This window comes from Parasphingorhabdus marina DSM 22363, assembly GCF_900128895.1.
Classification (GTDB): Bacteria; Pseudomonadota; Alphaproteobacteria; order Sphingomonadales; family Sphingomonadaceae; genus Parasphingorhabdus; species Parasphingorhabdus marina.
The window spans coordinates 1,251,818-1,278,294 of the sequence record NZ_FSQW01000001.1 but is presented as its reverse complement, the minus strand read 5'-3'; the positions used below and the strand labels follow the sequence as shown (position 1 = coordinate 1,278,294).

The following is a 26,477-nucleotide window of genomic DNA, read 5'->3' as shown; positions in this document are numbered from 1 at the left end:
CTATTTCCCCATTTGACCCGCAATCTTAATCGCATAACCATCCGGGGTCTTGAGAAAGCCCAGCGTGGGCAGGATAAGCGTCCAGGTACTCTCGTTCCCCCGCAGGAGCAATCTTGCCGTGTAAAACCCGTTGCCTTCCAGTTTCATGGTGAGCTCTTCCATGCCCGAAGCGCCGACTAGGGGCAGGATCAGGACACCATCTTCACATTTGGCGTTTCCAAGCAGTCCCCGCTTGAGATCCAGGCCGGGAATATTCGCATCCAGTGACAGACGTACCTGACCCGTGGCCGACTGACATCTCCCGTTCGCAAACGTCACACTGACCGCATCCAGATCAATATCCGACGCTGGCATTGGCGCCAGTTCACTTCCCAGCTGCAACCGGGTTGTCGCATCTTCCACCAGCAAATTCGGGCCGCGCTTGCCAAGCGTTGCACTAAGTCCGCCATCGCCATCGGAAGCCGGGCGCTCAAGATCGATTTTGACCTGGCCGGTCAGCAAGGGTAGGAATTGCACGCCAGCATTTAGATCTCCCAGATCGAATACGCCAATCCTCGCGGCCTCGATTCGGCCATTCCAAACTGTCCCACTGATCTCCCGGGCCGAAAACCGGCTGTCTTCCAGGCCGGACAGGCTCACCGCCAGTCGCAGCGGCATGAAAAAGACAAGGACCGCTATCAGTCCCAGAACGATCAGCAATATAGTCAAGAAACGTTTCACCTGCTTTCCTGCTTCCCGCCAGCCTCTTCATTCTTGTCAGCGCGTTCCACTTCGAAGGATTCGAAATGGGCATAGATATCGTCTGCATCACGGCTCGCCGCATTTCTCCAGGTGGGGGCGGAATCGGGGTTCAGCAATTCACCTTCCGGAGAAAGAACCAGCACCGTCGGGGTCCCGACAATTTTTTCGATACCGAAGCGCTGCGCGATATCGATATTCCGGTTCCGCTTTCCAACATCGACATAGACGACTTCATATCGATCGCGCAGCATGTTGGCAAAGCGGGGTTTTTCAAACCAGCCGGCAAGGCCGCGGCTATCGTGGCACCAGTTGGCACCCATGACCAGAATAACACGCTTGCCCGTTTGCCCGGCCTGTTTCAGTGCGGCATTCACGGCAAGGGATGCCTCGGCTTTCTTGTCATAAGGTCGCGCTTCGGGATGGTCGCGTTCCGCAGCCAGCGTCGGCGCATGCGGTACCAGCAGGAGGAGCCCCAGCATCAGGATCACATATCGCATCATTCAACCCTTGTTTTGCTCGATCAGTTTCGGGAGATTCCCCATCGCGGCCATGGCATTGGCGCGGAAAGCTTCCAGCACCGCCATTTTTTCCGTGTCATCCGGAGACACACCGAAGATCATCTTGCCGAATCCGTCAAGCCTGCTGGCATTGATCCACTTGTTGACAATCTTGTCCTGTGACCATTGAAATTGATTCATCATGTTGGTCATTGTCGCCAGCGGATAACCTTCAATTCCATCGGGCAAGGGGATCGGTGCGCCCAGGCGGTTTTTGGTTTCGTCATCATCATAGGTGACTTCCAGAAAGGCCGTCAAAGCCGCGCTGAAAGCCGGTTGCGGTACACGGATCATCTGCAGCGTGACAAGGTCGTCCTGAAATTGCGGTACGATGGGCCGGCGTTCGACCGCCGTGGCTGTGCAGTCGATATACAGGGCATCACCGTCGACCGGATAATCGCCATCCACCAGATGCATGCCGGTGTGGTCGATCGACTGGACATGTCCCATCCGGACAATGTTCCCGATCTTGCGGAGGATATCGACCTCGCCCTGGGAGATTGTGGCATAGTGGAACATTTCCGGCCGGACCCCGGGGTCGATCCGCAACATCACATTGCTTTCTTCCAGCCTGGAAAACAGGTCTTCGACATCCGTGGCCTGCGCAAGGGCAGCCATAATGTCCCGCTGACCACCGATGGTCTGGTGAAAAAACTCGCTGCCGGGCTGTGTGGCGTTCCGGTTCAATATCCAGCTGTCCCGCGGACAAACCCAGATGATATCCGCCGGATCCGCTCCCGAGCGCAGCAGCCAGACACCGACATCCATGGCAGTTTTCCCTGCTCCGACAATGACAAACTTGTCCGGCCGCGGTTCAGGTGACTGCCAAAGCCGCGGCAGGTCGTTGGGCGGAATGAACCGGACGTCGGAAGCGACATCAAATTTGGGCGTATGGGTCGAGGGAACAGTTGTCCCGTAATAGGTGGAATCAACAGTCTTGCACCGGATGCCAACCCGGGTTTCTTCCCCGGACAGGAGCGAGACAAATTTGCCGTCCCCCAGATAATCGCTCATCGGAAAATATCTGACCCGCCCGGATGGCAGGAATTTCTTCTGCATCACATGATCGAAATAGGCGCTGACTTCGGTGCCGGTCGCCAGTTCGTAATAGCCCGTGTTCGGACCACTCTGGTCAATCTGACCGCTGCCGAGCTCAGTCGAATTCACGCCGTAAAATGCCGAAGGCTGATGCAGCGCGACAAAGGGATAGGCATCATTCCAGTGCCCGCCCGGCTTGCCATGCCGATCGACAATCGTCACATGTGCATCGCTTTCGTCCAGCAATGTATCGGCAAAAGCCATGCCGACAGCGCCGCTGCCAACAACAAGATAATCGGTTTCAAAATCAGGCATCGAGGGCCTTTCCTGTCAGGGTCCGACCCCCGCTCTAGCGGGCAATCCGGACAGGAGCAATCAAACTTGCAGGGGTGTCAGCGAACAGGCGCGGGACAGGCCCAGTCCGCGCTTCATGGCCGGATAAACACGCACTGTCGCTGCGGCCATGGCCAGTTCCAGCCGGACGGTGCGGCCATGGTCTTGTTCGAGCCGGTCACCAAGCGAGAATGCCTCTTCCGACTGGCACGCCATGGCCTGGCCAAATGCAAAGGCTGTTTGCTGATCGCCCGACAAATCCCCCCGCAACATGCGGTTTACCGTATCCCGGTCGACATTGTCCGCCAGCGCGCCCTCGGCTGCTGTTATCGCGCAAGGTCCGCAATCTTCAGCAAGCACCGCCCCGATCCGGGTGGCAGCAAGCAGGTCCGCCGAAGCTTCGGTCCGGTGATTGCTCGCAGGCATGAAATGCTTGAATTTCTCCAGCGCATGTCCCGGGGCTCCGGCAATTTCATGAACATAGGCGCTTTCGCCGGGCGTCATCCGGTCCACTACGCCCAGAAATACCAGATCTGGAATACCCGCAGGTGCCACGCGCTGACGCAGGAACAGGATGGTCAGCGCTACATGGACAAGCAGCGGTGGGCCCAGGACACCGGGCGCGTCCGCCCAGAATATGTCCGGTGAACAGATCCCCACCGAGACTTCGTAGATGTGCAATATCCCGTGCAAGGCCAGCCAGAGACTGCCGGCGAAAGCCACCAGCCAGCGCATGTGGATGTTCACGCTCGCGTAAAGAAGGATGATTCCGCTGGTCGAATAGGCGATTCCTATATCCCGGATGAAATGTTTGTTCGGCGGGCCGGTCGTGATCACTGTCGGAATCGCGGTGTACCAGTCGAGCGGGCTGATGATCATGAATGCGCCAAATAGCAGCGCAAATATCCCTACAGCCGCAACCAGAAACTGCGCCAGCCGGTCAAGAAAATCGGGTTTGCCAGTCAACATTTGGAGCTCCCTTCCATCCATATCGCTTTATTCGGATATTTTTTATCCGATTTAAGTCAGAAGTCAATCACTCACATGTTTGCGGGACCCAGGAAATTCGGATATCCAATGTCGGAAAAGTGAACTGGAAAAGATGACCCATGCAGATTTCCAAAGGTGTTGAATGGGCCGTGCATGCGGCTGCGCTGCTAAACGGGCTCCCCGCAGGGCGCGGTCTCAAGGCGGAAGCCCTGGCCCGCTATCATGGCGTCCCTGCGCCCTATATGGCAAAACAGATGCAAGCGCTCAGCAAGGCCGGGATCACCCGATCATCGCGCGGCGCACATGGCGGCTATCGGCTGGCCAGACCGGCGGATCAGATCAGCTTGTGGGACATCACGGCAGCGGTCGACGGAAAAGGTCCGGCATTTCGATGTACGGAAATCCGCCAAAACGGCCCATGCGGGCTGAAACCGAAGGATTGCAAAAAGGCCTGCCAGATCGCTGCCGCCTTCGCCGCCGCCGAGCGCGCTTTCCGGGAAAGTCTGGCAGTCATCTCACTTGCAGATATCGCCGGTCAGGTTGTCGATGATGCCTCGCCGGAGCATCTGACGGCAATCATGCAGTGGCTGGGGAAAGAGGCAGAACCCCTGAGCGACTCACAATCATAAACCCGATGCGCGACTATTCCGCCGCCTCGACCTGATCTTCGGCAGCTTCAATTTCTGCTGCTTTCGCTTCGACGAGCTTGACGATGTGATCGACCATGTCGCCATCCTCGACATGATGGTCGGTGACGCCGGACAGATAGACCATGTGCTTGCCCTTGCCGCCACCGGTGATTCCGATGTCGGTTTCGCGTGCTTCGCCGGGGCCGTTGACGACACATCCCAGAACCGAGAGCGACAGCGGTGTCCGAATATGCTGGAGCCGCTCTTCGAGCGTTTGCACGGTGCGGATCACGTCAAAGCCCTGGCGCGCGCAGCTCGGACAGGAGACCACCCTGACGCCGCGGGTTCTGAGTCCCAGCGCCTTGAGCATCTCATAACCGACCCGGACTTCCTCTTCCGGTTCCGCCGACAGGCTGACGCGGATCGTGTCGCCGATTCCGGCCCAGAGCAGGTTGCCCATGCCAATAGAGCTTTTGACCGTGCCACCGATCAGGCCGCCGGCCTCGGTGATACCGAGATGCAACGGACAGTCGACCGCATCGGCCAGCTGTGAATAGGCCGCCACCGCCAGAAACACGTCACTGGCCTTCACCGCCACCTTGAATTCGTGAAAATCATGGTCCTGCAGGATCTTGATATGATCGAGTGCACTTTCAACCAGCGCTTCGGGACAAGGTTCGCCATATTTTTCGAGCAAATCCTTTTCCAGGCTGCCGGCATTCACGCCGATGCGGATCGCACAGCCATTGGACTTCGCGGCATCGACCACTTCCTTCACCCGTGCCGACGATCCGATATTGCCGGGATTGATCCGCAGGCAGGCGGCGCCCGCTTCCGCTGCCTCAATTCCGCGTTTGTAGTGAAAATGGATATCTGCAACGATCGGCACTCGGCTGGCGCGGACAATCTGCTTGAGTGCTGAGGTGCTTTCGACGTCGGGGCAGGACACGCGGATGATATCGACGCCAGCGTCTTCGCAGCGCCGGATCTGGTCTATTGTCGCCCCGGCATCCGATGTCGGTGTGTTGGTCATTGTCTGGACAGTGATCGGCGCATCACCACCCACTGGCACGTCACCCACCATGATCTGGCGACTTTGCCGGCGTTCGATATCACGCCACGGTCGCAAGGAGGGATTTTCGCTTGTCATGTTCGGAACCTGCTGCGCTGTTGCTTGTTACGCGCTATATAGTCATTCCATGCCGCAGGTGCGAGAAGATTGTCTCCCTCGCCCAAAAAACCCGTTTGAAAGGAAACCCCCATGAGCACTGTACTGATAACCGGAGCCAATCGCGGCATCGGACTGGAAATGGCCCGACAATATGCCGACAACGGCTGGGAGGTTATCGGCACCGCTCGTCAAGCGGACGCAGCAGATGAACTGAACACCATTGCCGGCGCCGAAACCATGGAGCTGGATGTCGCAGATGAGGCCAGCGTCCAAAAGCTTGCAGAGGCGCTGGGTGACCGGCCGGTCGATCTGTTCATCAATAATGCCGGCATTTATGGTCCGGCGGATTTTGACCGTTCGGGCTGGCTGGACCTGTTCAACGTCAATGTCGTCGCGCCGGTTGAACTGGCCAGCAGCCTGAAGGACAATGTTGCCCGGTCCGGTCAGAAGAAAATGGTCGTTTTGTCTAGCCAGGTCGGCAGCATCGCTGAGAATGATACGGGCAGCATGATGTATTACCGCTCGAGCAAGGCGGCAGTGAATCAGGCGTGGAAATCGCTTGCCCTGCAATGGCAGAATGACGGACTGACACTGGCGATGCTGCATCCCGGCTGGGTGCAAACCGACATGGGTGGCCCGCAGGCTCCGCTTTCGCCTGAAGAAAGTGTCAGCGGCTTGCGGCAAGTGATTGACGGTCTCGCCCCCGCCCAGACCGGCCATTTCTATAATTATGATGGACGGGAAATCCCCTGGTAGTGCAGCTGCATTGGGCTTGCCCGCTATGGCCGCTCACGCTAGTCCTGCCGCAAAGAGGAGCAGCACGATGTTCAAAACCCTGTTCACCGCCATCGCCACCCTGTCCCTGGGCAGCACAGCTTTGGCAGAAGAAAAGAAAGCCGACAGCATGGAAGAGAAAAACTGGTCCCTGGTCATTCATGGCGGCGCCGGCGTCATCAAGCGCGAACGCATCACGGCGGAAAAAGACGCCGAGGTACGCGCGGCATTGAACCGGGCGCTGGAAGCCGGATCAGCGATTCTGGCGCAAGGCGGGACATCGATGGACGCGGTAGAAGCTGCCGTTGTCGTGCTCGAAGATGATCCCAATTTCAACGCGGGCCGGGGCAGTGTCTTCACCTACAAGGGCCGCAACGAGATGGATGCCGCTTTCATGGACGGCGAAACCCGCGAAGCCGGAGCGGTGGCCGGCAGCACAACGACCAAGAACCCGATCAAGCTGGCCCGCGCCGTCAAGGACGAGAGCCCGCACGTGTTGCTCAGCCGGGATGGCGCCAATGAATTTGCGGTCCTCAGAGGTCTCGAACAGGCGGGCCCACAATGGTTTGCCACAGACGAACGTTATCGCCAGCTGGAAGAGCTGAAGGCGCGACAAACCGGCAAGGACGGCGACAAGGTCAGCTATTTTGACATCGACATGAAATATGGAACCGTCGGCGCGGTGGCAGTCGACCAGGGCGGCAATGTCGCCGCCGGCACGTCGACCGGTGGACTGACGGGCAAGCGCTGGGGGCGGATCGGCGACAGTCCGATCATCGGCGCGGGAACCTATGCGGATAACCGCGCTTGCGCGATTTCGGCCACCGGCGCGGGGGAATATTATATCCGCCTCGGTGTCGCGCATGAAATCTGCGCCCGCATGCGGTTCAAGGGAGAGGATGCCAAGACCGCGGCAGACAAGGTGATGGAAGAACTCGGCGAGCTGGGTGGCACTGGCGGGGTGATTGTGGCGGCGCCCGATGGCACCTTTGCCTGGAGTTTCAACACGCCGGGCATGTACCGCGGAAAAGCGAATAGCGCCGGCGTCAAGATGGTCGGCATCTACGGCGACGAGGAATGATCCGACATTTGTTGCTTGCCGCAATGGCGAGTCTCGGGACGGTTCCGCTGGCGGCGGCCAACACGCAAATTGCGGATAGCGAAACGGTAGCGGAAGCGTTCGATGCGGTGGCCGCGTGGCAGGAGTTTGAAGACACACTGCGCCTGTTTTACGCCTATATCGACCGTGATGACATGGATGTCGAAGCGCAGTTGCAGCGATCAAAAGCTGCAGCACTGGCTGCCACGGACCGAGAGAGTTTTCGCAAGCTTCTCCACCAGACAGCGCTGACATTTTCCGATCCGCATTTTCTGGTCGGACCGCTTGATGAAACCGACTATTCGATCATCCCTTCGGGATCCGACTTGAAGACCATATTCCGCGACAGCCGCTTGTACGTTCTCGACGTCCGTGCCGGTTCTGCCGCCGATGACGCAGGCATCCGGCCAGGCTGGGAAATTGTCGGCATTGACGGCCAGCCGGTCCGGGAAGCGGTGCAACAACCTTTTGGAGACCTGCTGCCGAACCCGAGCCCCCGACAGCTGGTTTATGCCGCGGATATTGCGGTAAGCGGGATGCGCAACAGATCGCGCGATATCTCCTTCCGCCATGAAGGCCAAACACGCGACATTACGCTTCCCGCGACTTATGACTATTCCAACCTGATCCGGGCGGGCGAGATACTGACGGTCTCGCAACAGGCCGGGATCGGTGTCGTTCGGATCAACAACTCGCTGGGCAATAATGACCTGATCCCGGCCTTTGACCGCGCGCTGGAACAATTGGCGGGCAGCGATGCGATCATCATCGATCTGCGCAACACGCCCAGCGGGGGCAATACCGAAGTCGCGCGCAGCATCATCGGACATTTTGTAACCGGGACGCGCTCCTACCAGATCCACGAAATTCCCAGCCTGGAGCGCGAATTCAGTGTTCCGCGACGATTTGTTGAACAGGTCAAACCCCGCAATCCCGGCTTCTCCGGGCCTGTCGCCGTACTTGGCGGCCACTGGACCGGGAGCATGGGAGAGGGCCTTGTTATCGGGCTGGATGCGGCGGCCGATGCCTACACCATCGCATCAGATATGGGCGACCTGCTGGGCGCGCTATCTAACCTCGATCTGAAAAAGTCCGGAGCCCGTATGGATATCGGCACCGAAAGCCTGTTCCATGTCGATGGCACACCCCGCGAGGATTATGTCGCGGATCTTCCGCTGCGCGAATCCGACCGGCTGACTGATGGCTCGGATCCAGCAATGGCTGCAGCTTTGGAATATCTGCAACAAGCCATCACCAGTCCGTAACACCGGAGCAATTTTGCCCGATTGTTACTTGACCAGCGGGGTGGCGGCGCGCCCTGCCCGTGTCGTCACGATGTAATCGAAACCCAGCACCAGGAATTGTCCCAGCTGCCCAAGCTCGCCAATTCCTTTCCCGCCCAGCTTTCGCCGGATCGGATCAAGGGGGATCAAATAATGCCCGGTAGGTCCGATCGCAGATAGATCCATGCCCGCCGCTTCCAGCAGCGGCGTCACCAGCTGATCCTTCACCGGGCGCACCTGAAAATAGCCTTCCGAAGCCGGCCCCATTGCCAGCTGCTCTCCATCCAGCGCGCCATAGACAATATGCAGGGATGTTTTCTGATTGGCGGCAGCCAGTCCGGGCAACAGCGAACCGAGATCAAACATGCGCGTGGGGGTCGTGCCGCGCCCCAGATGGAAGGCCCCCATCTTCAACAATACGCGCGGTGCCTCGTCATATCTTCGGTGATATTCGGCCAGAAACTGCTGCTTGATCAGCTCAATACGTTCGTAGTTATTGTCAAAATAGCGCCTGGCGGAATTATACTGATAGATCACCGCGCTTTCGGCCATCGAATCGATGATCGCCCACGCTTCGCCGCTGTCGGGAAACTTGGCGCGCAAGGCTTCAAACTTTTCGGGAGGAGCGGACAGCATCAACAAGCCTTCCTGATCTCCCGTGGCCATGGCCTCGCGATCACTGTCCAGCATTTCGGCTATCATCTGCCGCGCGTCGTCGCTGGGTGCCAGTTCGGCCAGCCGCCCAAGCAGCAGCAGCGGTGATCCGAGAAACTCCTGATCCACACCCCACAAATCGACGGCACCGTCCTCGCGCACAAATTCCTGCGCCAGTTCCGCATCCTCGCGATGTCCAAGAAAAGGAATCGCGAGCGGCTTGCCTTTCAGAACGCGCGCCAGTTCTTCTACCCCGCCTTCGGTCAGGGCCCGTTTGACGACCTGCTCCGAATGCGGACCTATTTCCGCGGCATGATGTACCTGTCCGTCTTTCCGCATCTCCGCGGCCAATCCCCGCGCCAGCATCGGCGCAGCGGCATAACCATGATCTTCTCCCAATGCGACGAACTGCGCATTCTCCATTTCCGCTTCCAATATGGCAGCTCCAGGTCCACTCAGACCCTCGGGAGAAAAACCAATCTCCCACACCGGGATTGCTGGTGCCTCCTGTTCCGGAACAGTATCGGCCTCCTCGGCATGAACTCCGATGGCCTGTCCGGCCAGCGCCAGTCCCAATATTGCACCTGCCCATTTCCGCATGTTTCTCTCCCTGTTTTTCAGTCACAGTAATGCTGTACTACTACACTAACACATTACATGCAATTTGCGACTGTCATATTCGGCCTTTCCCTCCTTTAACCCCTCGGTTAAACCGCTCCGATGACATGGAAGCCCGAACTGGAAGAACTGGCTGAACGCCAGCGGCTCGCCGAGAAAATGGGCGGCGAAGAAAAAGTATCGCGTCAACATGGACGCGGCAAGCTGGATGCGCGTGCCCGAATTGCAGGCATAGTGGATGAAGGCTCGTTCCGGGAAGTCGGCAAGATAGCCGGACGCGGAACCTATAATGACAAGGCGGAGTTCGAGGATTTTTCTCCCAGCAATCTGATTTTCGGACGCGCCAATATCGAAGGGCGCCCTGTTGTCGCCAGCGCGGACGATTTCACAGTGCGCGGTGGTGCCGCCGATGCCGCCCTGCACCGGAAATTCGTGCAATGCGAAAAAATGGCGCACACGCTGGGCATCCCCATGATCCGGATGATCGACGGCACCGGTGGCGGCGGGTCGGTCAAAAGCCTGGAAGACATGGGTTTCACCTATGTCCCTGCGGTTCCCGGTTGGGACGATATCATGAAGAATCAAGACACGGTGCCCGTTGTAGCCCTGGCGCTGGGACCCACGGCCGGGATGGGGGCCGCGCGGACAGTGGCCAGCCACTATTCGATCATGGTCCGCGGATTGTCCCAGTTGTTTGCCGCCGGGCCCGCGGTCGCGGCGGCCATTGGCGATACGCTGTCCAAGGAAGAGCTGGGCGGGAGCGATATCCACACCACCAATGGCGTGGTCGACGAAGAAGTTTCCAGCGAGCAGGAAGCCTTCGCCACCGCACGCAGATTTCTATCCTATTTGCCGAGCAATGTGAACCAGCGCGCCGCACGCATCGCCTGTGATGACCCGGTTGACCGGTGCGACGACAGCCTGCTGTCGGCTGTGCCGCGTGAAGACAAACAGGTCTATTCGATGCGCAAGATCATGGAGAGCGTGTTTGACCGGGGCAGCGTGTTCGAAATGGGCAAACGCTGGGGACGCGCCGCGATTACCGCTTTTGCCCGGCTCGACGGATATCCGGTTGCCGTGCTCGCCAATGACCCCAGCTTTCTGGGCGGGTCCTGGGAAGCCAAATCTTCGGAAAAGGTCGAACGTTTTGCCAAAATGGCAGACCAGTTCCGGCTGCCTGTTGTTCATCTGGTCGACAATCCCGGATTCATGATTGGCGAAGACGCGGAAAAAACCGGAACCATCCGCTACGGGGTCCAGGCGATGAATGCCGTCTATCGCGCCACTATTCCCTGGGCGAGCATCATTGTGCGCCGGGCCTACGGAATTGCCGGCAGCGCCATGTCCAATGCCGAGAATTTTCAATACCGTTTTGCCTGGCCGTCCGGGGACTGGGGCTCGCTGCCAATCGCCGGCGGCCTGGAGGTGGCCTACAAGGCGGACATTGAAGCGGCGGAAGATCCCGCGGCCCGCCTCGAGGAGATCAAGGCCAGGCTCAATCAGGTGACGTCGCCATTCCGCACGGCCGAGCATTTCAGCGTCGAGGACATTATCGATCCCCGCGATACCCGGCCACTGCTGTGCGAATTTGCAGATCTGGCCTGGCGGCGCCTGGATGCGGAATGACTTTTGCCTGTCATGCCGACGGCCTGTTTATCGGACCATGATTCGCCTTCTGCTCGTATCACTGGTCTTGGCACTTCTTGTTGCACCCGGGCCAGCTTCAGCCTGGTGGGACTTCGGGCACCGGACCACTGCTGCTGTGGCAGAGCAGAATATCTCGGCATCGACACGGCAGAAAATGGAGGCGCTTTTCGCCTCCTCCGCATTGCTGGGAACGCCGGACTGTGCGCTGGAAACCATCGAAGACGCCAGTGTCTGGCCGGACTGCATCCGCCCCGATCGAGTACGCTGGGGCCACACATTCCCCTGGCATTACCAGAATGTCGACATCTGCAAACCGTTCGACATGGCCAGCGCCTGCAGAGGGGGCAATTGTGTATCCGCCCAGATCGACCGCAATGCCGCAATCCTGAAAAATACCGCCTATCCCGATCATGTCCGATTGCAGGCTCTCGCCTTCCTCGTCCATTTTGTCGGCGATTTGCACATGCCGCTCCACAGCGGTGATCGCGGCGATCGTGGCGGCAATGATGTCAGCGCAGCCTATGGGATCATCAAAGGCCGCTTGAACCTTCACGCCCTTTGGGATGGGCCACTGGCCGAACGTTCGATTACCGATGGCCCGGATCTGGTACGTCGCTATGACAGGGCCGAAAAGGCCCGCCTCAACGCTGGCTCGACCGAGGACTGGGCCCGGGAAGCCTGGCAAATCGCGCGGGATCATAGCTATCTCACCGCGGAAGATGCGCCATCCTGCGGACCCAAAATGAAAGAGCGGGCGCTGGTCGACAATCAGGAAATCCCCGAGCTCGTCCCGGTGACGCGACTCCAGATTCAGCGGGCCGGCCTGCGAATCGCCCGGCTTCTGGATGAATCGCTCAATTAAGCACGTCCCTCAACAGACTGGTTCAAATCGGGACTTGTTTAACGGATTTTTAAGGGCCAGATTTCAACAACTTGCAGGCGAGTGTGCGGCAGATCACCGAATCTGGCGGATACATACTATCTAAAAATCCCGAACCGCATAGCTTTTCATCTACCGAAACAACCGGTTCATCGTCACTTCAGCAACATTTGGCGATCCTGTTCGAACAGTAACTGGCAGAAGAGAAAAGGAAGAAAGATGTATTTATCCCCCCGTTCATCCGTCAACCAGCCCGATGCCGCTCCGGCTGACGCAATCCAGCGCGGTTATCAGCCAATGTATCATCTCGATATTGTCAATCGCTGCCCCGGCTGCGGAAAGTCGCACTGGCATATTGGCCGTTTCAGTGCTGAATGTGCGCATTGCGAAACGGCTTTGCCGCTCGCCATTGTCGCCAGCCAGCCGATGCAACCTCGCTTTACCGAACATTTCAGCAAGACCGCCATGGCGGCCTGAAGGCCTGAACCGGCGCTCGGTTAGCGGCCGGCCAAACCGGTCACCCGCCGCAACCAGCGGCTGACTGGCGTAACATATAGCGGGTTGGCGCGCGTTCCGTTTTCATCGGCATAGGCTGCATAGGTGTCGGGATAGACCCAAAGGCTGTGATCGGCCTGGGCGATTTCGAGCCATTCCGCCTGACCGGGCGTTTTGCGATTGATCATGTCGACAATCATGCGGTGGCCGTGGCGTGTTTCAAATTGTTCATACTCCCCGAAAACCACCATGACCGGTGTGCCCAGTGACAGCCAGGCGGCGAGAAAATTCCGGTCGGCCGCCTGCTGATGCCAGGCAAAGGGGCGGCCATAATGGGTCGTCTCCTGCGTGCCGCGAATGCTCTTCCAAACGTCGCCAAGGTCTGGATATTGCGCAGCAATTTCGGCAGGCGTTTTTTTCTCGCCCAGATAGTGATGCAGAAACGCCATCCGTTTCACCATCTCCGGGTGAATGTCTTCCGGTCTGACGGAGCCGGATCGTTCGACATAATGGCGCTCGAACCCGATCATGCGTTCCATGTACGTCACCGCGCCACCACCCTGCACAACAACACCGGCGACATTATTGCCCTGCGCCACCAGCGGCGCTGTGGTGGATCCCAGACTGCTGCCGAGGATCACGACGCGATCCGGGTCGACCCAGGGATGCTGTTTCATCTGGACCAGCGCTTCGCGATAATGCCGCACCTCCGTATTGTAATCGAGCTGGTCACAGCCCGGCCCTTCGCTGTCGCCCGAACCCGAGCGGTCAATACGGATCATCACCAGGCCGGACTGCCAGGCAAGCAGTTTCAGCTGGGTGTCGCGGGCATCGGGAAAGCGCATTGCACCGCAGGACACCCACTGGGTGACAAACACCGCGGGCAGCTTGCCGACAGTACCCTCCGGCCGCGTGACATAGCTGCGCAGGCGCAGACCTTCGGAGGTCCGGACCACGCCATATTCGGTCTCCAGCCCCTCAGTGGCTTCCGCACCGGCATCTCCCTGAACCGGCAGATCACCAGTGATGCGGGTTTCGGAATGAGCCACCGTCGAAGACAGCAGCAGAGCGAGGCCGGCAAGCATGAAGCGCATGTTTTTCCCTTTCGTGCGTGTTTCAGGGAAATATGATCACCGCTCGACCGGTCGGGAAAGCCGCATGTGACGAAGGGACGAGTTTTTGCTTAGGCCAGCGCCGACCGGTAGCGGTTGCCGACCTTGAACTGTTGCCCGCATTTTAGAATGACCAGATCATTGACCACCTTTTCCACCGCCCGGCGCGAGACCAGCACCGAACGATGAATGCGTACAAACCCCTGATCCGCCAGCTTGCGCTCGACGGCGGAAATCGGGGCGCGGTGGAGCACCGGTTTTTCCGGACCATGCAGCTCGACATAGTTGCCGGCAGCGGAGACCCACAAAATCTGGCTGGCCACCAGCGGCAGATCATCCGGCTCGACCAGTGCCCCGCTTGCTGGTCCCTTGCCAAGCGCATAATGCTTGGCGATTTCGGTCAGAACGAACAGCGCACCGACCAGAGCCGCACCCGGAATCCGCCGGGTCATCTGAAACAGCAGGTCTCCCGCGGGCAGGCTCAACGGGTTTGCAACAAGGCTGTCCAGCGCCGCCATGCCGACCAGTACCATCAGGATGGCGGTGAGACGCCGGGGCCAGCCGGCGATGCGCTTGCCGAATTCAAAACAGAGGAACCAGGGCAGGATATTGAAGATCGGCCAGAAAAACGCTTCCTGCAGCGTCGCCATATTGCCCGAAAAGGCGGTATAGGCGAGGCAATAGGCGGCCGTCACCACGGTCAGGCCGACCGCGATCTGCACGATCTGCAGCGATGGCAGCGGGCGCAGGAATATCCGTTCCAACAGGCCTGTCATAACTCCTCCGGTATCAGCCTTCCGTCAGTCTCCAAAACTCTTCAGCGCGGCTGGCGCAACAATGTCACCCCATTCCTGGACGAAATGGCCAGCCTCTTCGATCAACAGCGGTTCCGGGCACCCCTTGATCAGTCCGTGCATCATTTTCATCACCGGCGGACCCAGCACCGGATCAGACCCGCCAATCGCCATGAAGCTCTGCCCCGACCACTCGCCGCTCCAGAAAGCCGCTGCCTTTTTGCTGGTCTCGACGCCATCCATATCCGGTGAAACCGGTACGAGTGCCGGGAATTTTCGGGCACCAGCCTGGAAGCTCGGATCGGGATAGGGCGCGTTGTAAGCCCCAGTTTCGGCATCCGTCATTTGCGGCGTCCCGCGCGCGATGATGTCGCCAGCGTCAAAAACCGGGGTGGTCAGGGCATATTCCTTCCACGCATTGAAGCCGTCCCCGGCCCCTGTTCCCAGACCCAGAGCGGTGTTCATGATGATCAGCCTGGACAGGCGTGGCTTGAACTTGTCATCGACCGGCAATGTCAGTCCGATCAGCCCGCCCCAGTCCTGCACCACCAGAGTGACATTCTTCAGGTCCAGCCGCTCGACCAGCGCCAGGATATGGTTGCGGTGAAAGTCGAACGTGTAGCTGTCGAGTTCGGTCGGCTTGTCGGACCGGCCAAAACCGAAGAAATCGGGGCAGACGACACGCGCGCCGGTCGCGGTGAAATGCGGGATCATCTTGCGATAGAGAAAGGACCAGCTGGGCTCGCCATGCATGCACAGAAAGGTGGTTTCCGCATCCGCCGGCCCGGTATCGATCCAGGCCGCGCGCAGCCCCTCATATCCCGGAAGATTGTCGGCATAATGCACGGGAAAGTCGAAATCCGGAATGTCGTCGAAACGGTCATCGGGGGTACGGACGGCTGCAATTGTCATGGCGGAATTTCCTCTCAGGTTGTGATTCGAAACCTGTCAGCGGCACGCAGGTCGGTCAAGGCGCAAATTTGCACCGGCAAAGCGGGCAAATGCAGGGATCCGTGCATTTGCGCGATGAGGCATTGCGGGTGACAAAGGTGACCCCCTGTCCCCCCGCCGGTATCGATAATTTTCCTTTCTGTTCAAGTATCTTGCAGCGAATTTCGCGAAGGTGACAATTTGCTGAATCACGAATAATGTCCTGCTGGTGCTTCTTTGCCCAACAATAACCTGGCCATATGGCAGTAGGAAAGCGCGTGCGGAGCTAGTCCCCGACAATCCCGTCCAGCTTGTAGACCCGTCGCGCATTTTCGCGCAGGAATAGCGGCCAGACATCATCTTTCAATGGCAGATCATCCATTTCCGAAAAGATCCGGTCATAGGAAAGGCCCGGATAATAGCCGGCGAACAGGACTTTCTGTGCCCCGCGCTTGTTGGCGAAGTCGAGAATATTGCGCGGATAATGTTTCGGGGCCCAGGCCGAGGTTGAATAATAGAGATTGGGCCATTTGAGCAGCAGCTTGCAGCACAGATCGGTCCACGGATCGCCGCCATGGCGCATCACCACGCGAAGCTCCGGAAAGAACCATGCGACTTCATCCAGCAGACCGGGATGCTGGCATTTATAGGGCACGCGCGGTCCGGGCACACCGACCAGCATGTTGACCGGAATATCCAGCTCACAGCATTTGGCGTAAAGCGGATACCAGGTCTTGTCATCAATCGGCACCTGCGGATTGAGCAGACAGGGCGCGGCCGAGGCGGCGACAATATTGGGGTGGAGCTTCACCGTCTCCTCCAGCGCGCGGACGCCTTTCATGCCCAGATGCGGATTGATCCCGACCTCGCCGATGAAACGTCCGGGATGGGCTTCAAACAACGCGAGCGCGTTCTCCGGATATTTCGGATGCACCCCGATCATCGCGCAGGCGACGCCATGCGCATCCATCATCGCGACAATCGCATCGGGATCCAGCTCCTGCGCCATGCGATCACCCGAATCCTTGAACAGATATTGCGCGGGATGATGGGAGAAATCCTTCGACCCGCTATCCTTCATCAGCTTGCGCGCTTCCTTCATCCCCATCCCGGCGGTTCCGGTCGGAATTTCCATCATGAGATCAACGACGGGAATGTCGGTAGGGCGTGGCATGCAATTTGCTCCTGTTGTCTGTCCACCGAAAAGGTGGAGCAAATAGGCCGGCGCGGCAATTATCAATAATCGCCGGGTTTTCCAGAATTTGCCGGAGTTGACCCGGGTCCAAACCTGTAGGAATACATGATCAATGAGTGTGAAACGGGTATCTTTGGGAATCCTGGCTGTGATCGTGCTGGCAAGTGCCGCACTAGGTTACGGCATGTTTACCGCGAAGGATCCTCCCGAAACCTTTCTGGAAAATGATCCGGAAGTTCGGGCCAACCCCGACTATCCGGCGAAAATCCTGAACACTGGCGATCTTGAAAATAGCATCCTCGTCAACAAGGACATCTGGATCGAGATGCGGGACGGCATCCGTTTGTCTGCCAATGTCTACCGCCCAAAAGACAGCGGACAATATCCCGTGGTCATGGCTTTCACGGCTTATGACAAAAACAAGGGACCGGACCAATATCCGAAAATCCTGAGGGCAGCGCTGAATCCGGATTTTGACCTCGGGTCCTTTGCCGTGAGTCCGTGGACATCCTGGGAGGGGCCTGATCCGGCATATTGGGTGCCGAACGGATATGTTGTGATCTACGTGGATTCGCGTGGATTCGCTTCCTCGGAAGGTGACCCCGGCACGCTAACCATGCAAGATCGTGACGATTTTTATGACGCCATTGAGTGGGCAGGCAATCAGGATTGGAGCAATGGCAAGGTGGGCTTGAACGGGGTTTCCTATCTCGCCATTTCGCAATGGGTGGCAGCGAGCGGCAACCCGCCACACCTGAAAGCCATTATCCCCTGGGAAGGACAATCCGACAGCTTTCGGGAAGTCCTGTACCATGGAGGTATTCCAGAAACAGCCTTCACCGACTTCTGGCTTCGCAAAATGCGTACAGGCGCAAATGGCTATCCTCTGCCACCGCCGCCCGTATTCCGCTTCGCCCACAAGCGTCCGTCCTTAATGCGATGGGTGCAGCAGCGTCCCGCGAATAGATCGGGTATCGACCTGTCGCGCATCAACGTCCCGGCTCTGATCAGTGCGACATGGAGCGATCAGGGCCTCCACACCCGTGGTTCGTTTGAGGGCTACAAGCAGATCGCGTCTGAACAGAAATGGCTGTTCACCCATGGTCGCGCGAAATGGGACCTCTATTACAGCGCAGAGGGTCTCGCCTATCAAAAGGATTTTTTCGATCATTTCCTGAAAGGTGTCGACAATGGTTTTGCTGATCGGAAATCCATCCGCCTGGAAGTCAGGGAAAGCCTGAACGAATTTGAAGTACGCTATGAAGATGACTGGCCCCTTCCCGGCACCGAATATCGCAAACTCTTTCTGGATGGCGCGCAAAACGGTTTTTCCACCAAGCCTTCAAAAGAAATTCATCAAACCCGATATGATCCTCATACCGGGCGCGCCACCTTTACCCGGCAGTTTGGCGAAGAAACCGAAATCACTGGCAACATGAAGCTGAAACTCTGGGTTTCCACAGATCAGGGCGCTGACCTCGATCTGTTTGTCGGTATTGAAAAGCTCGACAAGGATTACAATCCGGTCAGTTTTTACGCCAAAACCGGATATACAAGGGGTCCGGCAGCGATGGGATGGTTGCGCGTTTCGCAGCGCAGTCTGGACAAAAATCTGTCGACTGACTGGCAACCTGTCTTGAGACATGATGAACCTCTCCCGGTCAGTCCTGATGAAATTGTTCCGGTTGAAATCGAAATCCTGCCCAGCAGCACATTGTTCCGTGCGGGAGAGTCGCTCAGATTGATTGTGCAGGGCAAGGATTTGTTTGAGCATCCAAGCCTTGCCCACAAATATTCTGTCAATCAGGGACAGCACACGATCCATTCCGGTGCCCGCTTTGACTCGCATTTGCTGGTGCCGGTCATTCCAGCGGCAGATTGAACAAGCCGACCTTGCTCTGAGCCGTTCCCGGTCCCTCGGGAGGTGCGGGGCCGACAAATGCGATCATTTATCTGGTTTGCGCAGGTGCAATTCTATTGGCCTTATCCGTTTTGTTGTGCAACGCTTTGTATTCCCGCAACAACCCCGGACAGCTTCCTTTGCACCTGACCCTTTCCAACCGCCTGTCCTATGGCCTCGGCGGAGCGGTCTATGCGGTCAAGGAAGCCGCCTACATCATGTTTGTCCTGCTCTTCTACACGCAGGTCCTGGGGCTGAGCGGCACCGCGACCGGATTTGTCCTGTCGCTCAGCCTGCTGTGGGATGCGGTATCAGACCCGATGGTCGGGAGCTGGTCGGACCGGATCAAGAGCCGCTGGGGACGGCGGCATCCGTTCATGATCTACAGCACCATCCCGCTGGCGCTGGGCTTTGTTGCGCTGTTCACCCCGCCGGACTTTGTGCTGGGCAGCGAATGGTGGCTGGCCAGCTGGCTGCTGATCTGTTCGCTGTGGATCCGGACGGCGCTGACCTTCTTCTCGATCCCGCACTATACGCTGGTCGCCGAAATCACCCAGGATTATCACGAGCGCAGTGCCCTGCTCGGCCAGCGCACGGCCTTTCTGTTCCTGACCGCGCTGCTGCTCCCGTCGCTGTGCCTCTATTTCCTGTTCGATGAAGGCACTGCTGGCGACGGCCGGTTCATTGCCGAGAATTATGTGACCTATGGCTGGCTGTCGGCGCTGCTCGTATTCATCACGGCCTCGGCCTGCATCGCCGGGACCTGGAAGTTCATTGACCATACCCGGATCGATCCGGACCGGACGCCCGCCACGCCGGGGCTGCTCGGTCTGTGGCGCGACTTCCTGTCCACATTCCGCAACCGCAATTTCCGCAACGTGCTCTATTACGATCTTGGTGCAACGGCATCCTATGGCATCACGGTGGCGCTCAATATCATATTCTGGACCTATTTCTGGGAACTGGAGGCGGACCAGACCGGGCTGGTGCTGGGTATCTCCGTCCTGATCGCGGTGCCCTGTGCCATGGTCCTGTTGCGGACGATCGGACGGCGCATGGCCAAACAGGATATTGTCAAATGGGCGGTTGCGATCATGCTGGTCGATCTGTCCTGGCCTTATCTGCTCCGCTTTGCCGGCCTGATCCCCGACAACGGCCATCCTGCGATATTTGCGATCCTGGTCGCGCAGAACTCGATTTTCATGACCTTTTTCGTGCTGCGGATCGTCGCCATCACCTCGATCACCGCTGACCTGACCGACGAGCATGAAGTCGACAGCGGCCTCCGGCAGGAAGGCTCCTTCTATGCCGTGCTGCAGTTCACGACCAAGCTCGGCGGGGCGGTTGGCCCCCTATATGGCGGCTTCGCGCTCGACATGGTCGGGCTGGAGGAAGGCATGCGCCCCGGCGCGGTCGACGACGCGACGCTCAACGCACTGGTCTGGGTTGCCGGGGCCGGCATCATCCCGATGATGCTGATCGCCTTCTTCTTCGCCTTCCGATTCTCCATGACCGAGCAGCGACTGCTGCAGATCCAGGAACAGATCGCCCGCAACCGGCGGCGGAACAACCAGGGTGGCTAGAAGAAAATATCGGCCAATATGATCAATATGCCGACTTGCCCGATCTGCCAGCACAAGGGTCGCAACCCGGTTGGACCAAAAACATAGGCCGGGACATATAACAGCCGGCCCACAAAGAATGTCCACGCCCCGACTGCCGACAATTGTCCGGCCTCCCCGGCAAAGTGGATGATCAGCAATGCCGCTACAAATTGCGGAAATATCTCGAGCAGGTTGCGATGGGCGCGAACCACACGGCCGGTCCGGCCTGATGTTTCCCGCGGCTGGTCCCGCGGACCGAGTACCCAATCCGGCCCCAGCTGCCGCACGGTCAGGATACTCGCCAGACCGATTTGCACCATGGCGAGTACAAGCGTGGCAAACAGCGCCCAAAGATCAAATGTCATTGTCGCACTCCGGGTTTATTGCGTTCTCAATGGCCGGAACCGGGTGGGGTCTGGCGGACGAGCCGCGCCAGCCCTGCCGCGAGCATGGCAAGTACAAGTCCAGCGACCAGCGCACCCAGTGGCGCTGTCAGGAAGGTAAAGCTTCGTGCGGACAGGCCCCAGGGGACCTCAGAAACCGCATATTCGGGATTGTTCTGAAAATAGAGTGGCAGGAACAGCGCCTGAACCCACACGGCTGTCAGAATGGCGGTAAAGCCACCGACGAACCCGTTCCGGAAAGCCGAACCAGGTGTATGCCGCAAGACCAGCATCAGGACAGCGGCAAGCAACATCCCCATCACATAATATTCAAACCCGTGAATGATCGCGAAAATGGTCAGCCCGGCATAGATGGCTCCGCCCAGAGCTGATGCCTGGATGATTGTTCGGCTGATGTTGTTCATGCGATTCGCTCCCTCGGCTTTCTCTCCAAGTGACCATTTGACGAAATTAGTCAAATCGTCATACACAAGGCCATGCCGACCCGATTTGATCATGCCGAACAGGCGACCATCAGGGAGAAATTGCGCGCCGCTGCTCGCGAGGCTTTTGCCCGCAAGGGTGTGGCGCGAACGACGGTCGACGAACTCGCCGCCGCAGCACATATCGGAAAGGGGTCCTTCTACAAATTCTATCCGACCAAGCAGCTGCTGTTTTTCGAGCTGCTCGAAGATTTCCAGAATGATCTTCGCACACCCCTCATCCTGCCCTCAGCTGAAGACTGGAAACCGGAGCGGGAAGAGCTCATATTGCTGCTGACAGAAATGTTTCGGAAGATCGCAGGTGAAAAGCTGATCCATATCCTGGGCGACGCCCGGGAATTCGGGGCGATCATCCAGAAAGTGCCGCCCGAACGCCTGCTTGACCATCAAACGGCAGATCAACAGTTCCTGGATGCCCTGATTGCGAAATGGAGTCGATCATCACCGGCACCCGAACGCGACCAGATCGCCGCCCAGATGACACTCCTGATCTTGCTGTGCCTGCGCCGGGATTTCGTCGGAGAGCGGCTTTTCCCGCATGCGGCCAGGTCGCTGATCCGGGCGCTGGCGGACATGTTCTTCTGAACGAAAAAGGGGAACGCAACAGCGCTCCCCTTTTTGCAATTCTCCAGCGATGATCTGATTTATTTCACCGCATCATCCTTGCTGCCTGCTGCCGCCGTCTCATCCGGTACCGGGAAGCCGCGCTTCTTCAGGATGAACTTGACCTGCGGATCACGGCCGCGGAATTTGCGATAGGCCTCTTTCCGGTCAGTCTCGTTGCCGGTGGCGAGGATGATCGAGCGGAAGCGTTCGGCGACTTCCGGATCCCAGACATTGCCGGCCTCTTCAAAGGCCGCCCAGGTATCGGCGTCCATCGTTTCCGACCAGAGATAGCTGTAATAGCCGGCCGAATAGGCGTCTGACGAGAACAGGTGATTGAACTGCGGCAGTCGGTGGCGCATCACGATTTCGCGCGGCATGCCGATTTCGGTCAGCGTTTCACGCTCGAATGCATCCGGATCAGTGACCGGTTCCGCCCGGTTGTGCAGCTTCATGTCAACAATCGCACTCGACAGATATTCCACGGTCGAGAAACCCTCGTTGAAGGTCTTCGACTTTTCAATCTTGTCGACCAGTGCCTGCGGCATCGGCTCGCCGGTTTCTGCATGCTTGGCATAATTGTCGAGAATGTGGCGTGTCAGCAGCCAGTTCTCGTGCACCTGGCTGGGATATTCGACAAAGTCGCGCGGCGTGCCGCCAAAGCCGGGATAGGTGATGTCATAATTGAGATAATGCAGCGCATGTCCGAACTCGTGGAACAGCGTCGTCGCGTCATCCAGACTGATCAGCGTGGGTTCGCCGTCGCCGCCTTTGACAAAATTGTTGTTGTTCGAGGCAAAGACATAACGGTTCTTCCCGCTCAGCTTGTTCTGGCTGCGATAGGTGGTCATCCATGCACCCGAACGTTTGCCTTCACGCGCGAAATTGTCGAGATAGAAAACCCCGATCACCCGGTCGCCACGCTTCACTTCGAAGGTGCGGACTTCCGGTTCGAACACGGGCACGGTGCCGGTATTCTCGGTAAAGGTCATGCCATACAGCTTGTTCGCCATGTCGAACATCGCGTCGACCATGTTATCGAGTTTGAAATAGGGTTTGATCTCCGCTTCATCGAGATCATATTTCGCCTTGCGGACCTTTTCCGCATAGTAGCGATAGTCCCACGGTTCGATGGTGATGCCCGCGCCTTCGGCATCCGCAATTTCCTGCATGTCCGCCACTTCTTCCTTCACCCGGGCGACAGCGGCAGGCCAGACTTTCATCATCAGGTCCATCGCGGTTTCGGGCGTCTGCGCCATGGTATCCGCCATCCGGAAATGGGCATGGCTGTCAAAACCGAGCAGCTTCGCCCGGTCCGCGCGCAGCTTCAGGATTTTGGCGATGGTGGCATTGGTGTCATTCGCATCGCCATTATCACCGCGATTGATATAGGCCATGTAGACCTTCTTGCGCAGGTCCCGGTTGGTCGAGTTCTGCAGGAACGGTTGCATCACTGAGCGGGTGTTTTTGAGTGCCCAGCCAGGCTTGTCTTGCGCTTCGGCAGCCGCCTTGATCGAGGCCACAAAGCTGTCCGGCAGTCCGGCCAGCTCGGCTTCCTCGGTAAGGTAGATATAGGTTTCCTCGTCCGCGAGCACCTTGTTGGAAAACTCGTTAAATGCTTTTGAAAGCTCGGTGTTGAGACGGATCAGTTCCTTCTTGTTGTCGCCTTCGAGCAAGGCCCCGTTGCGCACCAGCGACTCATACTGGCGGGTGACCAGGCGCTGTTGCTGGGCGTTCAGACCCGATGTGCCAAGATTGTCGTAAACCTGTTTGGTTTTCTGGAACAGCCGCGGATCGAGCTGGATCTGGTTGTAGAACGCGGAAATTTTCGGCAGCCATTCGCCCTGTACCTTGCGGACTTCGTCGTTTGACAGGTTGCTGCTGTGCACGCCCCACAAGGAAAACACTTCATTGGCTTTGGCACCGGCCAATTCCCACGGCACCATGAAATTGTCGAAGGTCGCGGGCTCGGGGTTGGAAAGGATGACTTCTACTTCCTTCTTGCCTTCATCCATCAGGTTCTGGAAAGCGCCCGGGAAATCGGACACTTTGACTTCGTCCCATGGCGGCACGCCGTCATAGGGGCCTTCCCAGGTCTGGAGTACGGAATTTTCCATTTCGGCTTCGGGACCTCCAGTCGCGCTGGCACTGGCATTTGCACTCATCCGGTTCAACTCCGCAGTGGTCATTTTCTTGCCGTGATCATTGGCCAGCGCCGGGCTCGCCGTGGCGCCGATCAGCGCAGCGGTGGATACACCCATGAATATTTTGCGGGTGGAAATAGAAATTCGCATGTAAGTCTCTCCAGTAAAATAAGATTTCGGGTCCGGACCGGAACCGCAGGTCGCACATGTTTTACGCTTGGTGTCCCCGATACAATAACCTGTCAACAAAGGCAAAAAGGTTGCGATTGAAATCATGTTTTAGACGAAAGGCGCTTAGCCATCGATGAACGACGACGGCAAGCTAAGCTGACAGCACCACTTTCAGCTGATCCACATCCTCGCGGTCATGGTAGATGGCAAAGCCGATCCGGAGCACATCTCCGCGAACATCGGTCACGACATTTTGTGCGGTCAGATGGTCATGCAGGGACGGCGCGTTGTCACCCCTGAAAGCCAGAAACCGCGCGTGGCAACCTTCGGTGAGCGGATTGAGCAGTTCCATGCCATCCAGAGGATTTCCGCCGAGAAAATATTGCTGCAGACCGCTGACATGCTCCGAGATCCGGGCGGTCGTCAGCCCGTTGTCCGCCAGCATCTTCTGGACGGCATTGAACCGGTACAAGCCGGATGGATCGAAAGTACTGCCCAGGAAGCGCCGGCCGTCGCTGGCATAACCAACCTGTCCGGGGGGCAGGCTGAGGTCATCAAAGGCCGCATACCAGCCCGTAACCTTTGGCCGCGGAGCAAATCCCGGTGGGGCATGCAGAAAGCAGACCCCCTCGCCAGCCATGGCATATTTGTAGCCGCCGGAGAGATAGAAAATCCGGTCTGCTACTTCTGACAGATCAGTCTCGATCGCCATGAATCCGTGATAGCCGTCAATCACCACCCAGGGCCCCTCCGGACGCGCCATCGCGGCGAGTTCCGCGATGCTGTCCAGCACCGTCCCCGAATTGAACAGCACCTGGCTGGCGAAGATCAGGTCATGGGCACCATCAGCCGCCTCCGCCGCGATCCGGTCTGCCGGAACCGTTGTAACAAGCACATCCCCCGCTTCGGCCCAGCGATCCATTTGCCGCCGAAAGCTGTGAAATTCCCCGTCGGTGGCCAGCACGCGCACCGGATGCCGGTCAATCGACGCGACAATCCGCACGAGGAAGTCATGCGTGTTGGGCGCAAAAGCGATGGTCGCGGGATCCGGAAGGCGCAATTCTCCCGCAATGTGGCGCTGCGCTTCCTCCCACACCGGCCCCATGATCCGAGACCATTTGTGATCGGCCAGGCTGGCTGCGTCTTCCCAGGCCTGCACCTGCCCTGCGAAGCTCGCATCCGGCCACAGATGGTGACTGTGGGCAGCAAAATGCAACCGCCCGGGTGCGGCCTCCAGCGACCTGGAAAACAGGTGTTTCCAGCTCATGGCAGCGTTCGGCTTTGCAGAGCGACGATCATGACCAAGTGGCCTAGCGCGAAAAGCGGCCGTTTCCAATCCGTTTGCAATCGTGCGGTTATTTGCCTGACGCTCCGTCCGGCCGCTCGGCGAGCAGCGCCCGGACTAGAGGTTGCAGATTGTCGTCATAACGGGCCAGCATGACATGCTCTTCCGCGGTTTCGAAATGGCTGATCAGTTGTTGCCCGTTCCACCAGTGCAAGGCGATGGCGGGCGGGTCGGCCACGATCATGTTGCGGCCGTCGGGATTTTCCGGATCAATCGGCGCCAGATCAAAAGCCACCTGCGGCGCCGTCGAGGCACAGACGGACAGGCTCGCCCCTTCAAACCAGGTGGAGATATTGCGGTGGAGATGGCCCGTAATCATCGCCTTGATCTGGTCATGTCCGGCAATCGTGTCCCGTAACACCGATACCCACGGTTCGTCGGGATGAGTGTTCATCCAGGCAATGCCGGATTCGACGGGTGGATGGTGGAATACCAATATCGTTGGCCGGTCCGGTTTTTCGGCCAGCCGGTCCGCCAGCCATTTGGCCCGGACTTCGCAAAAGGCACCGCCATGTCGCCCCTCTTCGAGCGTGTCGAGAAACAGCAGGCGCAGGGGGCCGTCGTCAATCTCGTACTGGACGAAGCCATCGACGGTCGGAACGTCCGGAAACTGCTTGCAAAAGGGTTTGCGCATGTCGTGATTGCCCAGGCACATATAGACCGGAAATGGCACGACCGAGAGCGCGTTTTCGAGACGGCGATAGCTGTCCTGATCACCGCGATCGACGAGATCACCGGTGGCCAGCAGCAGATCGGGCTGCGGCGTCATCTCGCAGATCTGGCGGAGGGCCTGATCGAGCCGCTTGCGATTGAATTCTGCCGGATTATCCGGGTCGAAACCCAGATGAATATCCGTAATTTGCGCCATCAACATCGGCGCTCCT

The 26,477-nt window shown here is 58.3% G+C and carries 25 protein-coding genes; 10 read left to right on the top strand and 15 right to left on the bottom strand.

The features are described from left to right. From gspN to BUQ90_RS06490, 4 genes are read right to left on the bottom strand one after another with little or no spacing between them, the layout of a single operon-like run. The gene (gspN, locus tag BUQ90_RS06505) at nucleotides 1-720 is read right to left on the bottom strand and encodes a type II secretion system protein N (RefSeq protein WP_074204228.1); all 720 of its coding nucleotides are present in this window, start codon (nucleotides 718-720) and stop codon (nucleotides 1-3) included. Next, nucleotides 717-1,241: a thioredoxin family protein gene (locus BUQ90_RS06500; protein WP_074204227.1), complete on the bottom strand. Its 525-nt coding sequence runs from the start codon at nucleotides 1,239-1,241 to the stop codon at nucleotides 717-719. The genes gspN and BUQ90_RS06500 overlap by 4 nt, the downstream gene beginning before the upstream one ends. Beyond that, the gene (locus BUQ90_RS06495) at nucleotides 1,242-2,651 is read right to left on the bottom strand and encodes an NAD(P)-binding protein (protein ID WP_074204226.1); all 1,410 of its coding nucleotides are present in this window, start codon (nucleotides 2,649-2,651) and stop codon (nucleotides 1,242-1,244) included. 60 nt (nucleotides 2,652-2,711) lie between these two features. Continuing rightward, entirely contained in the window at nucleotides 2,712-3,638 is a 927-nt protein-coding gene (locus tag BUQ90_RS06490; protein WP_074204225.1) for a hypothetical protein, read from the bottom strand. Between the two features lie 140 nt (nucleotides 3,639-3,778). Here BUQ90_RS06490 and BUQ90_RS06485 point away from each other — a divergent pair, with 140 nt between their 5' ends. Next, the gene (locus BUQ90_RS06485; protein WP_074204224.1) at nucleotides 3,779-4,288 is read left to right on the top strand and encodes an RrF2 family transcriptional regulator; all 510 of its coding nucleotides are present in this window, start codon (nucleotides 3,779-3,781) and stop codon (nucleotides 4,286-4,288) included. Between the two features lie 13 nt (nucleotides 4,289-4,301). On the opposite strand, the gene ispG is transcribed toward BUQ90_RS06485, so the two are convergent. Further along, on the bottom strand, nucleotides 4,302-5,438 hold the full coding sequence (gene ispG, locus BUQ90_RS06480; RefSeq protein WP_074204223.1) for a flavodoxin-dependent (E)-4-hydroxy-3-methylbut-2-enyl-diphosphate synthase: 1,137 nt from the start codon (nucleotides 5,436-5,438) through the stop codon (nucleotides 4,302-4,304). A gap of 111 nt (nucleotides 5,439-5,549) precedes the next feature. Between ispG and BUQ90_RS06475 the strand changes: the two genes are divergently transcribed. The 3 genes from BUQ90_RS06475 to BUQ90_RS06465 all read left to right on the top strand — a co-directional run bounded on the left by BUQ90_RS06475 (nucleotide 5,550) and on the right by BUQ90_RS06465 (nucleotide 8,597). Continuing rightward, a complete protein-coding gene (locus tag BUQ90_RS06475) occupies nucleotides 5,550-6,215 on the top strand; it encodes an SDR family oxidoreductase (protein ID WP_074204222.1) in 666 nt (221 codons plus the stop codon). A gap of 67 nt (nucleotides 6,216-6,282) precedes the next feature. Further along, nucleotides 6,283-7,314 carry an isoaspartyl peptidase/L-asparaginase family protein gene (locus BUQ90_RS06470; protein WP_420812010.1) on the top strand — a complete coding sequence of 344 codons (1,032 nt, stop codon included), beginning with the start codon at nucleotides 6,283-6,285 and terminating at the stop codon, nucleotides 7,312-7,314. Beyond that, nucleotides 7,311-8,597 carry a S41 family peptidase gene (locus tag BUQ90_RS06465; RefSeq protein ID WP_084192522.1) on the top strand — a complete coding sequence of 429 codons (1,287 nt, stop codon included), beginning with the start codon at nucleotides 7,311-7,313 and terminating at the stop codon, nucleotides 8,595-8,597. Before BUQ90_RS06470 ends, BUQ90_RS06465 begins: the two co-directional genes overlap by 4 nt. Before the next feature lie 24 nt (nucleotides 8,598-8,621). Here BUQ90_RS06465 and BUQ90_RS06460 read toward each other — a convergent pair whose 3' ends face one another. After that, on the bottom strand, nucleotides 8,622-9,869 hold the full coding sequence (locus BUQ90_RS06460) for a hypothetical protein (RefSeq protein ID WP_074204221.1): 1,248 nt from the start codon (nucleotides 9,867-9,869) through the stop codon (nucleotides 8,622-8,624). Nucleotides 9,870-9,989: 120 nt separating this feature from the next. Between BUQ90_RS06460 and BUQ90_RS06455 the strand changes: the two genes are divergently transcribed. The 3 genes from BUQ90_RS06455 (at nucleotide 9,990) to BUQ90_RS06445 (ending at nucleotide 12,891) form a co-directional block, all read left to right on the top strand. Further along, a complete protein-coding gene (locus BUQ90_RS06455; protein ID WP_074204220.1) occupies nucleotides 9,990-11,513 on the top strand; it encodes an acyl-CoA carboxylase subunit beta in 1,524 nt (507 codons plus the stop codon). Between the two features lie 37 nt (nucleotides 11,514-11,550). Next, nucleotides 11,551-12,396 carry a S1/P1 nuclease gene (locus BUQ90_RS06450; RefSeq protein WP_074204945.1) on the top strand — a complete coding sequence of 282 codons (846 nt, stop codon included), beginning with the start codon at nucleotides 11,551-11,553 and terminating at the stop codon, nucleotides 12,394-12,396. Nucleotides 12,397-12,633: 237 nt separating this feature from the next. Then, nucleotides 12,634-12,891, top strand: coding sequence for a hypothetical protein (locus BUQ90_RS06445; RefSeq protein ID WP_074204219.1), 258 nt, complete (start codon nucleotides 12,634-12,636; stop codon nucleotides 12,889-12,891). A gap of 20 nt (nucleotides 12,892-12,911) precedes the next feature. Here BUQ90_RS06445 and BUQ90_RS06440 read toward each other — a convergent pair whose 3' ends face one another. The 4 genes from BUQ90_RS06440 to BUQ90_RS06425 all read right to left on the bottom strand — a co-directional run bounded on the left by BUQ90_RS06440 (nucleotide 12,912) and on the right by BUQ90_RS06425 (nucleotide 16,919). Further along, the gene (locus BUQ90_RS06440; protein ID WP_074204218.1) at nucleotides 12,912-14,003 is read right to left on the bottom strand and encodes an alpha/beta hydrolase; all 1,092 of its coding nucleotides are present in this window, start codon (nucleotides 14,001-14,003) and stop codon (nucleotides 12,912-12,914) included. Between the two features lie 89 nt (nucleotides 14,004-14,092). Further along, nucleotides 14,093-14,797: a LytR/AlgR family response regulator transcription factor gene (locus BUQ90_RS06435; RefSeq protein ID WP_074204217.1), complete on the bottom strand. Its 705-nt coding sequence runs from the start codon at nucleotides 14,795-14,797 to the stop codon at nucleotides 14,093-14,095. A gap of 24 nt (nucleotides 14,798-14,821) precedes the next feature. After that, nucleotides 14,822-15,727 carry a haloalkane dehalogenase gene (locus BUQ90_RS06430; RefSeq protein WP_074204216.1) on the bottom strand — a complete coding sequence of 302 codons (906 nt, stop codon included), beginning with the start codon at nucleotides 15,725-15,727 and terminating at the stop codon, nucleotides 14,822-14,824. Nucleotides 15,728-16,031: 304 nt separating this feature from the next. After that, on the bottom strand, nucleotides 16,032-16,919 hold the full coding sequence (locus BUQ90_RS06425) for an amidohydrolase family protein (RefSeq protein WP_074204944.1): 888 nt from the start codon (nucleotides 16,917-16,919) through the stop codon (nucleotides 16,032-16,034). Nucleotides 16,920-17,052: 133 nt separating this feature from the next. Here BUQ90_RS06425 and BUQ90_RS06420 point away from each other — a divergent pair, with 133 nt between their 5' ends. Both BUQ90_RS06420 and BUQ90_RS06415 read left to right on the top strand, forming a co-directional pair. Beyond that, nucleotides 17,053-18,822 carry a CocE/NonD family hydrolase gene (locus BUQ90_RS06420; RefSeq protein WP_084192521.1) on the top strand — a complete coding sequence of 590 codons (1,770 nt, stop codon included), beginning with the start codon at nucleotides 17,053-17,055 and terminating at the stop codon, nucleotides 18,820-18,822. A gap of 158 nt (nucleotides 18,823-18,980) precedes the next feature. Further along, complete coding sequence (locus BUQ90_RS06415; protein ID WP_159437040.1) at nucleotides 18,981-20,423, top strand: MFS transporter; 1,443 nt, start codon at nucleotides 18,981-18,983, stop codon at nucleotides 20,421-20,423. Here the strand turns inward: BUQ90_RS06415 and BUQ90_RS06410 are convergent. After that, nucleotides 20,420-20,809, bottom strand: coding sequence for an MAPEG family protein (locus BUQ90_RS06410; protein WP_074204214.1), 390 nt, complete (start codon nucleotides 20,807-20,809; stop codon nucleotides 20,420-20,422). The two genes, BUQ90_RS06415 and BUQ90_RS06410, sit on opposite strands and share 4 nt — an antisense overlap. Nucleotides 20,810-20,835: 26 nt before the next feature. After that, entirely contained in the window at nucleotides 20,836-21,252 is a 417-nt protein-coding gene (locus tag BUQ90_RS06405; RefSeq protein WP_074204213.1) for a hypothetical protein, read from the bottom strand. Nucleotides 21,253-21,324: 72 nt separating this feature from the next. Here BUQ90_RS06405 and BUQ90_RS06400 point away from each other — a divergent pair, with 72 nt between their 5' ends. Continuing rightward, the gene (locus BUQ90_RS06400) at nucleotides 21,325-21,915 is read left to right on the top strand and encodes a TetR/AcrR family transcriptional regulator (protein ID WP_074204212.1); all 591 of its coding nucleotides are present in this window, start codon (nucleotides 21,325-21,327) and stop codon (nucleotides 21,913-21,915) included. A 59-nt stretch (nucleotides 21,916-21,974) separates the two neighbouring features. Here BUQ90_RS06400 and BUQ90_RS06395 read toward each other — a convergent pair whose 3' ends face one another. The 3 genes from BUQ90_RS06395 to BUQ90_RS06385 all read right to left on the bottom strand — a co-directional run bounded on the left by BUQ90_RS06395 (nucleotide 21,975) and on the right by BUQ90_RS06385 (nucleotide 26,467). Continuing rightward, on the bottom strand, nucleotides 21,975-24,227 hold the full coding sequence (locus BUQ90_RS06395) for a M3 family metallopeptidase (protein ID WP_239447361.1): 2,253 nt from the start codon (nucleotides 24,225-24,227) through the stop codon (nucleotides 21,975-21,977). A 172-nt stretch (nucleotides 24,228-24,399) separates the two neighbouring features. Beyond that, nucleotides 24,400-25,515 carry an aminotransferase class V-fold PLP-dependent enzyme gene (locus BUQ90_RS06390; protein ID WP_074204211.1) on the bottom strand — a complete coding sequence of 372 codons (1,116 nt, stop codon included), beginning with the start codon at nucleotides 25,513-25,515 and terminating at the stop codon, nucleotides 24,400-24,402. An 88-nt stretch (nucleotides 25,516-25,603) separates the two neighbouring features. Next, nucleotides 25,604-26,467, bottom strand: a complete 864-nt coding sequence (locus tag BUQ90_RS06385) for a phosphodiesterase (RefSeq protein WP_074204210.1) — start codon at nucleotides 26,465-26,467, stop codon at nucleotides 25,604-25,606. Between the last annotated feature and the right edge of the window lie 10 nt (nucleotides 26,468-26,477).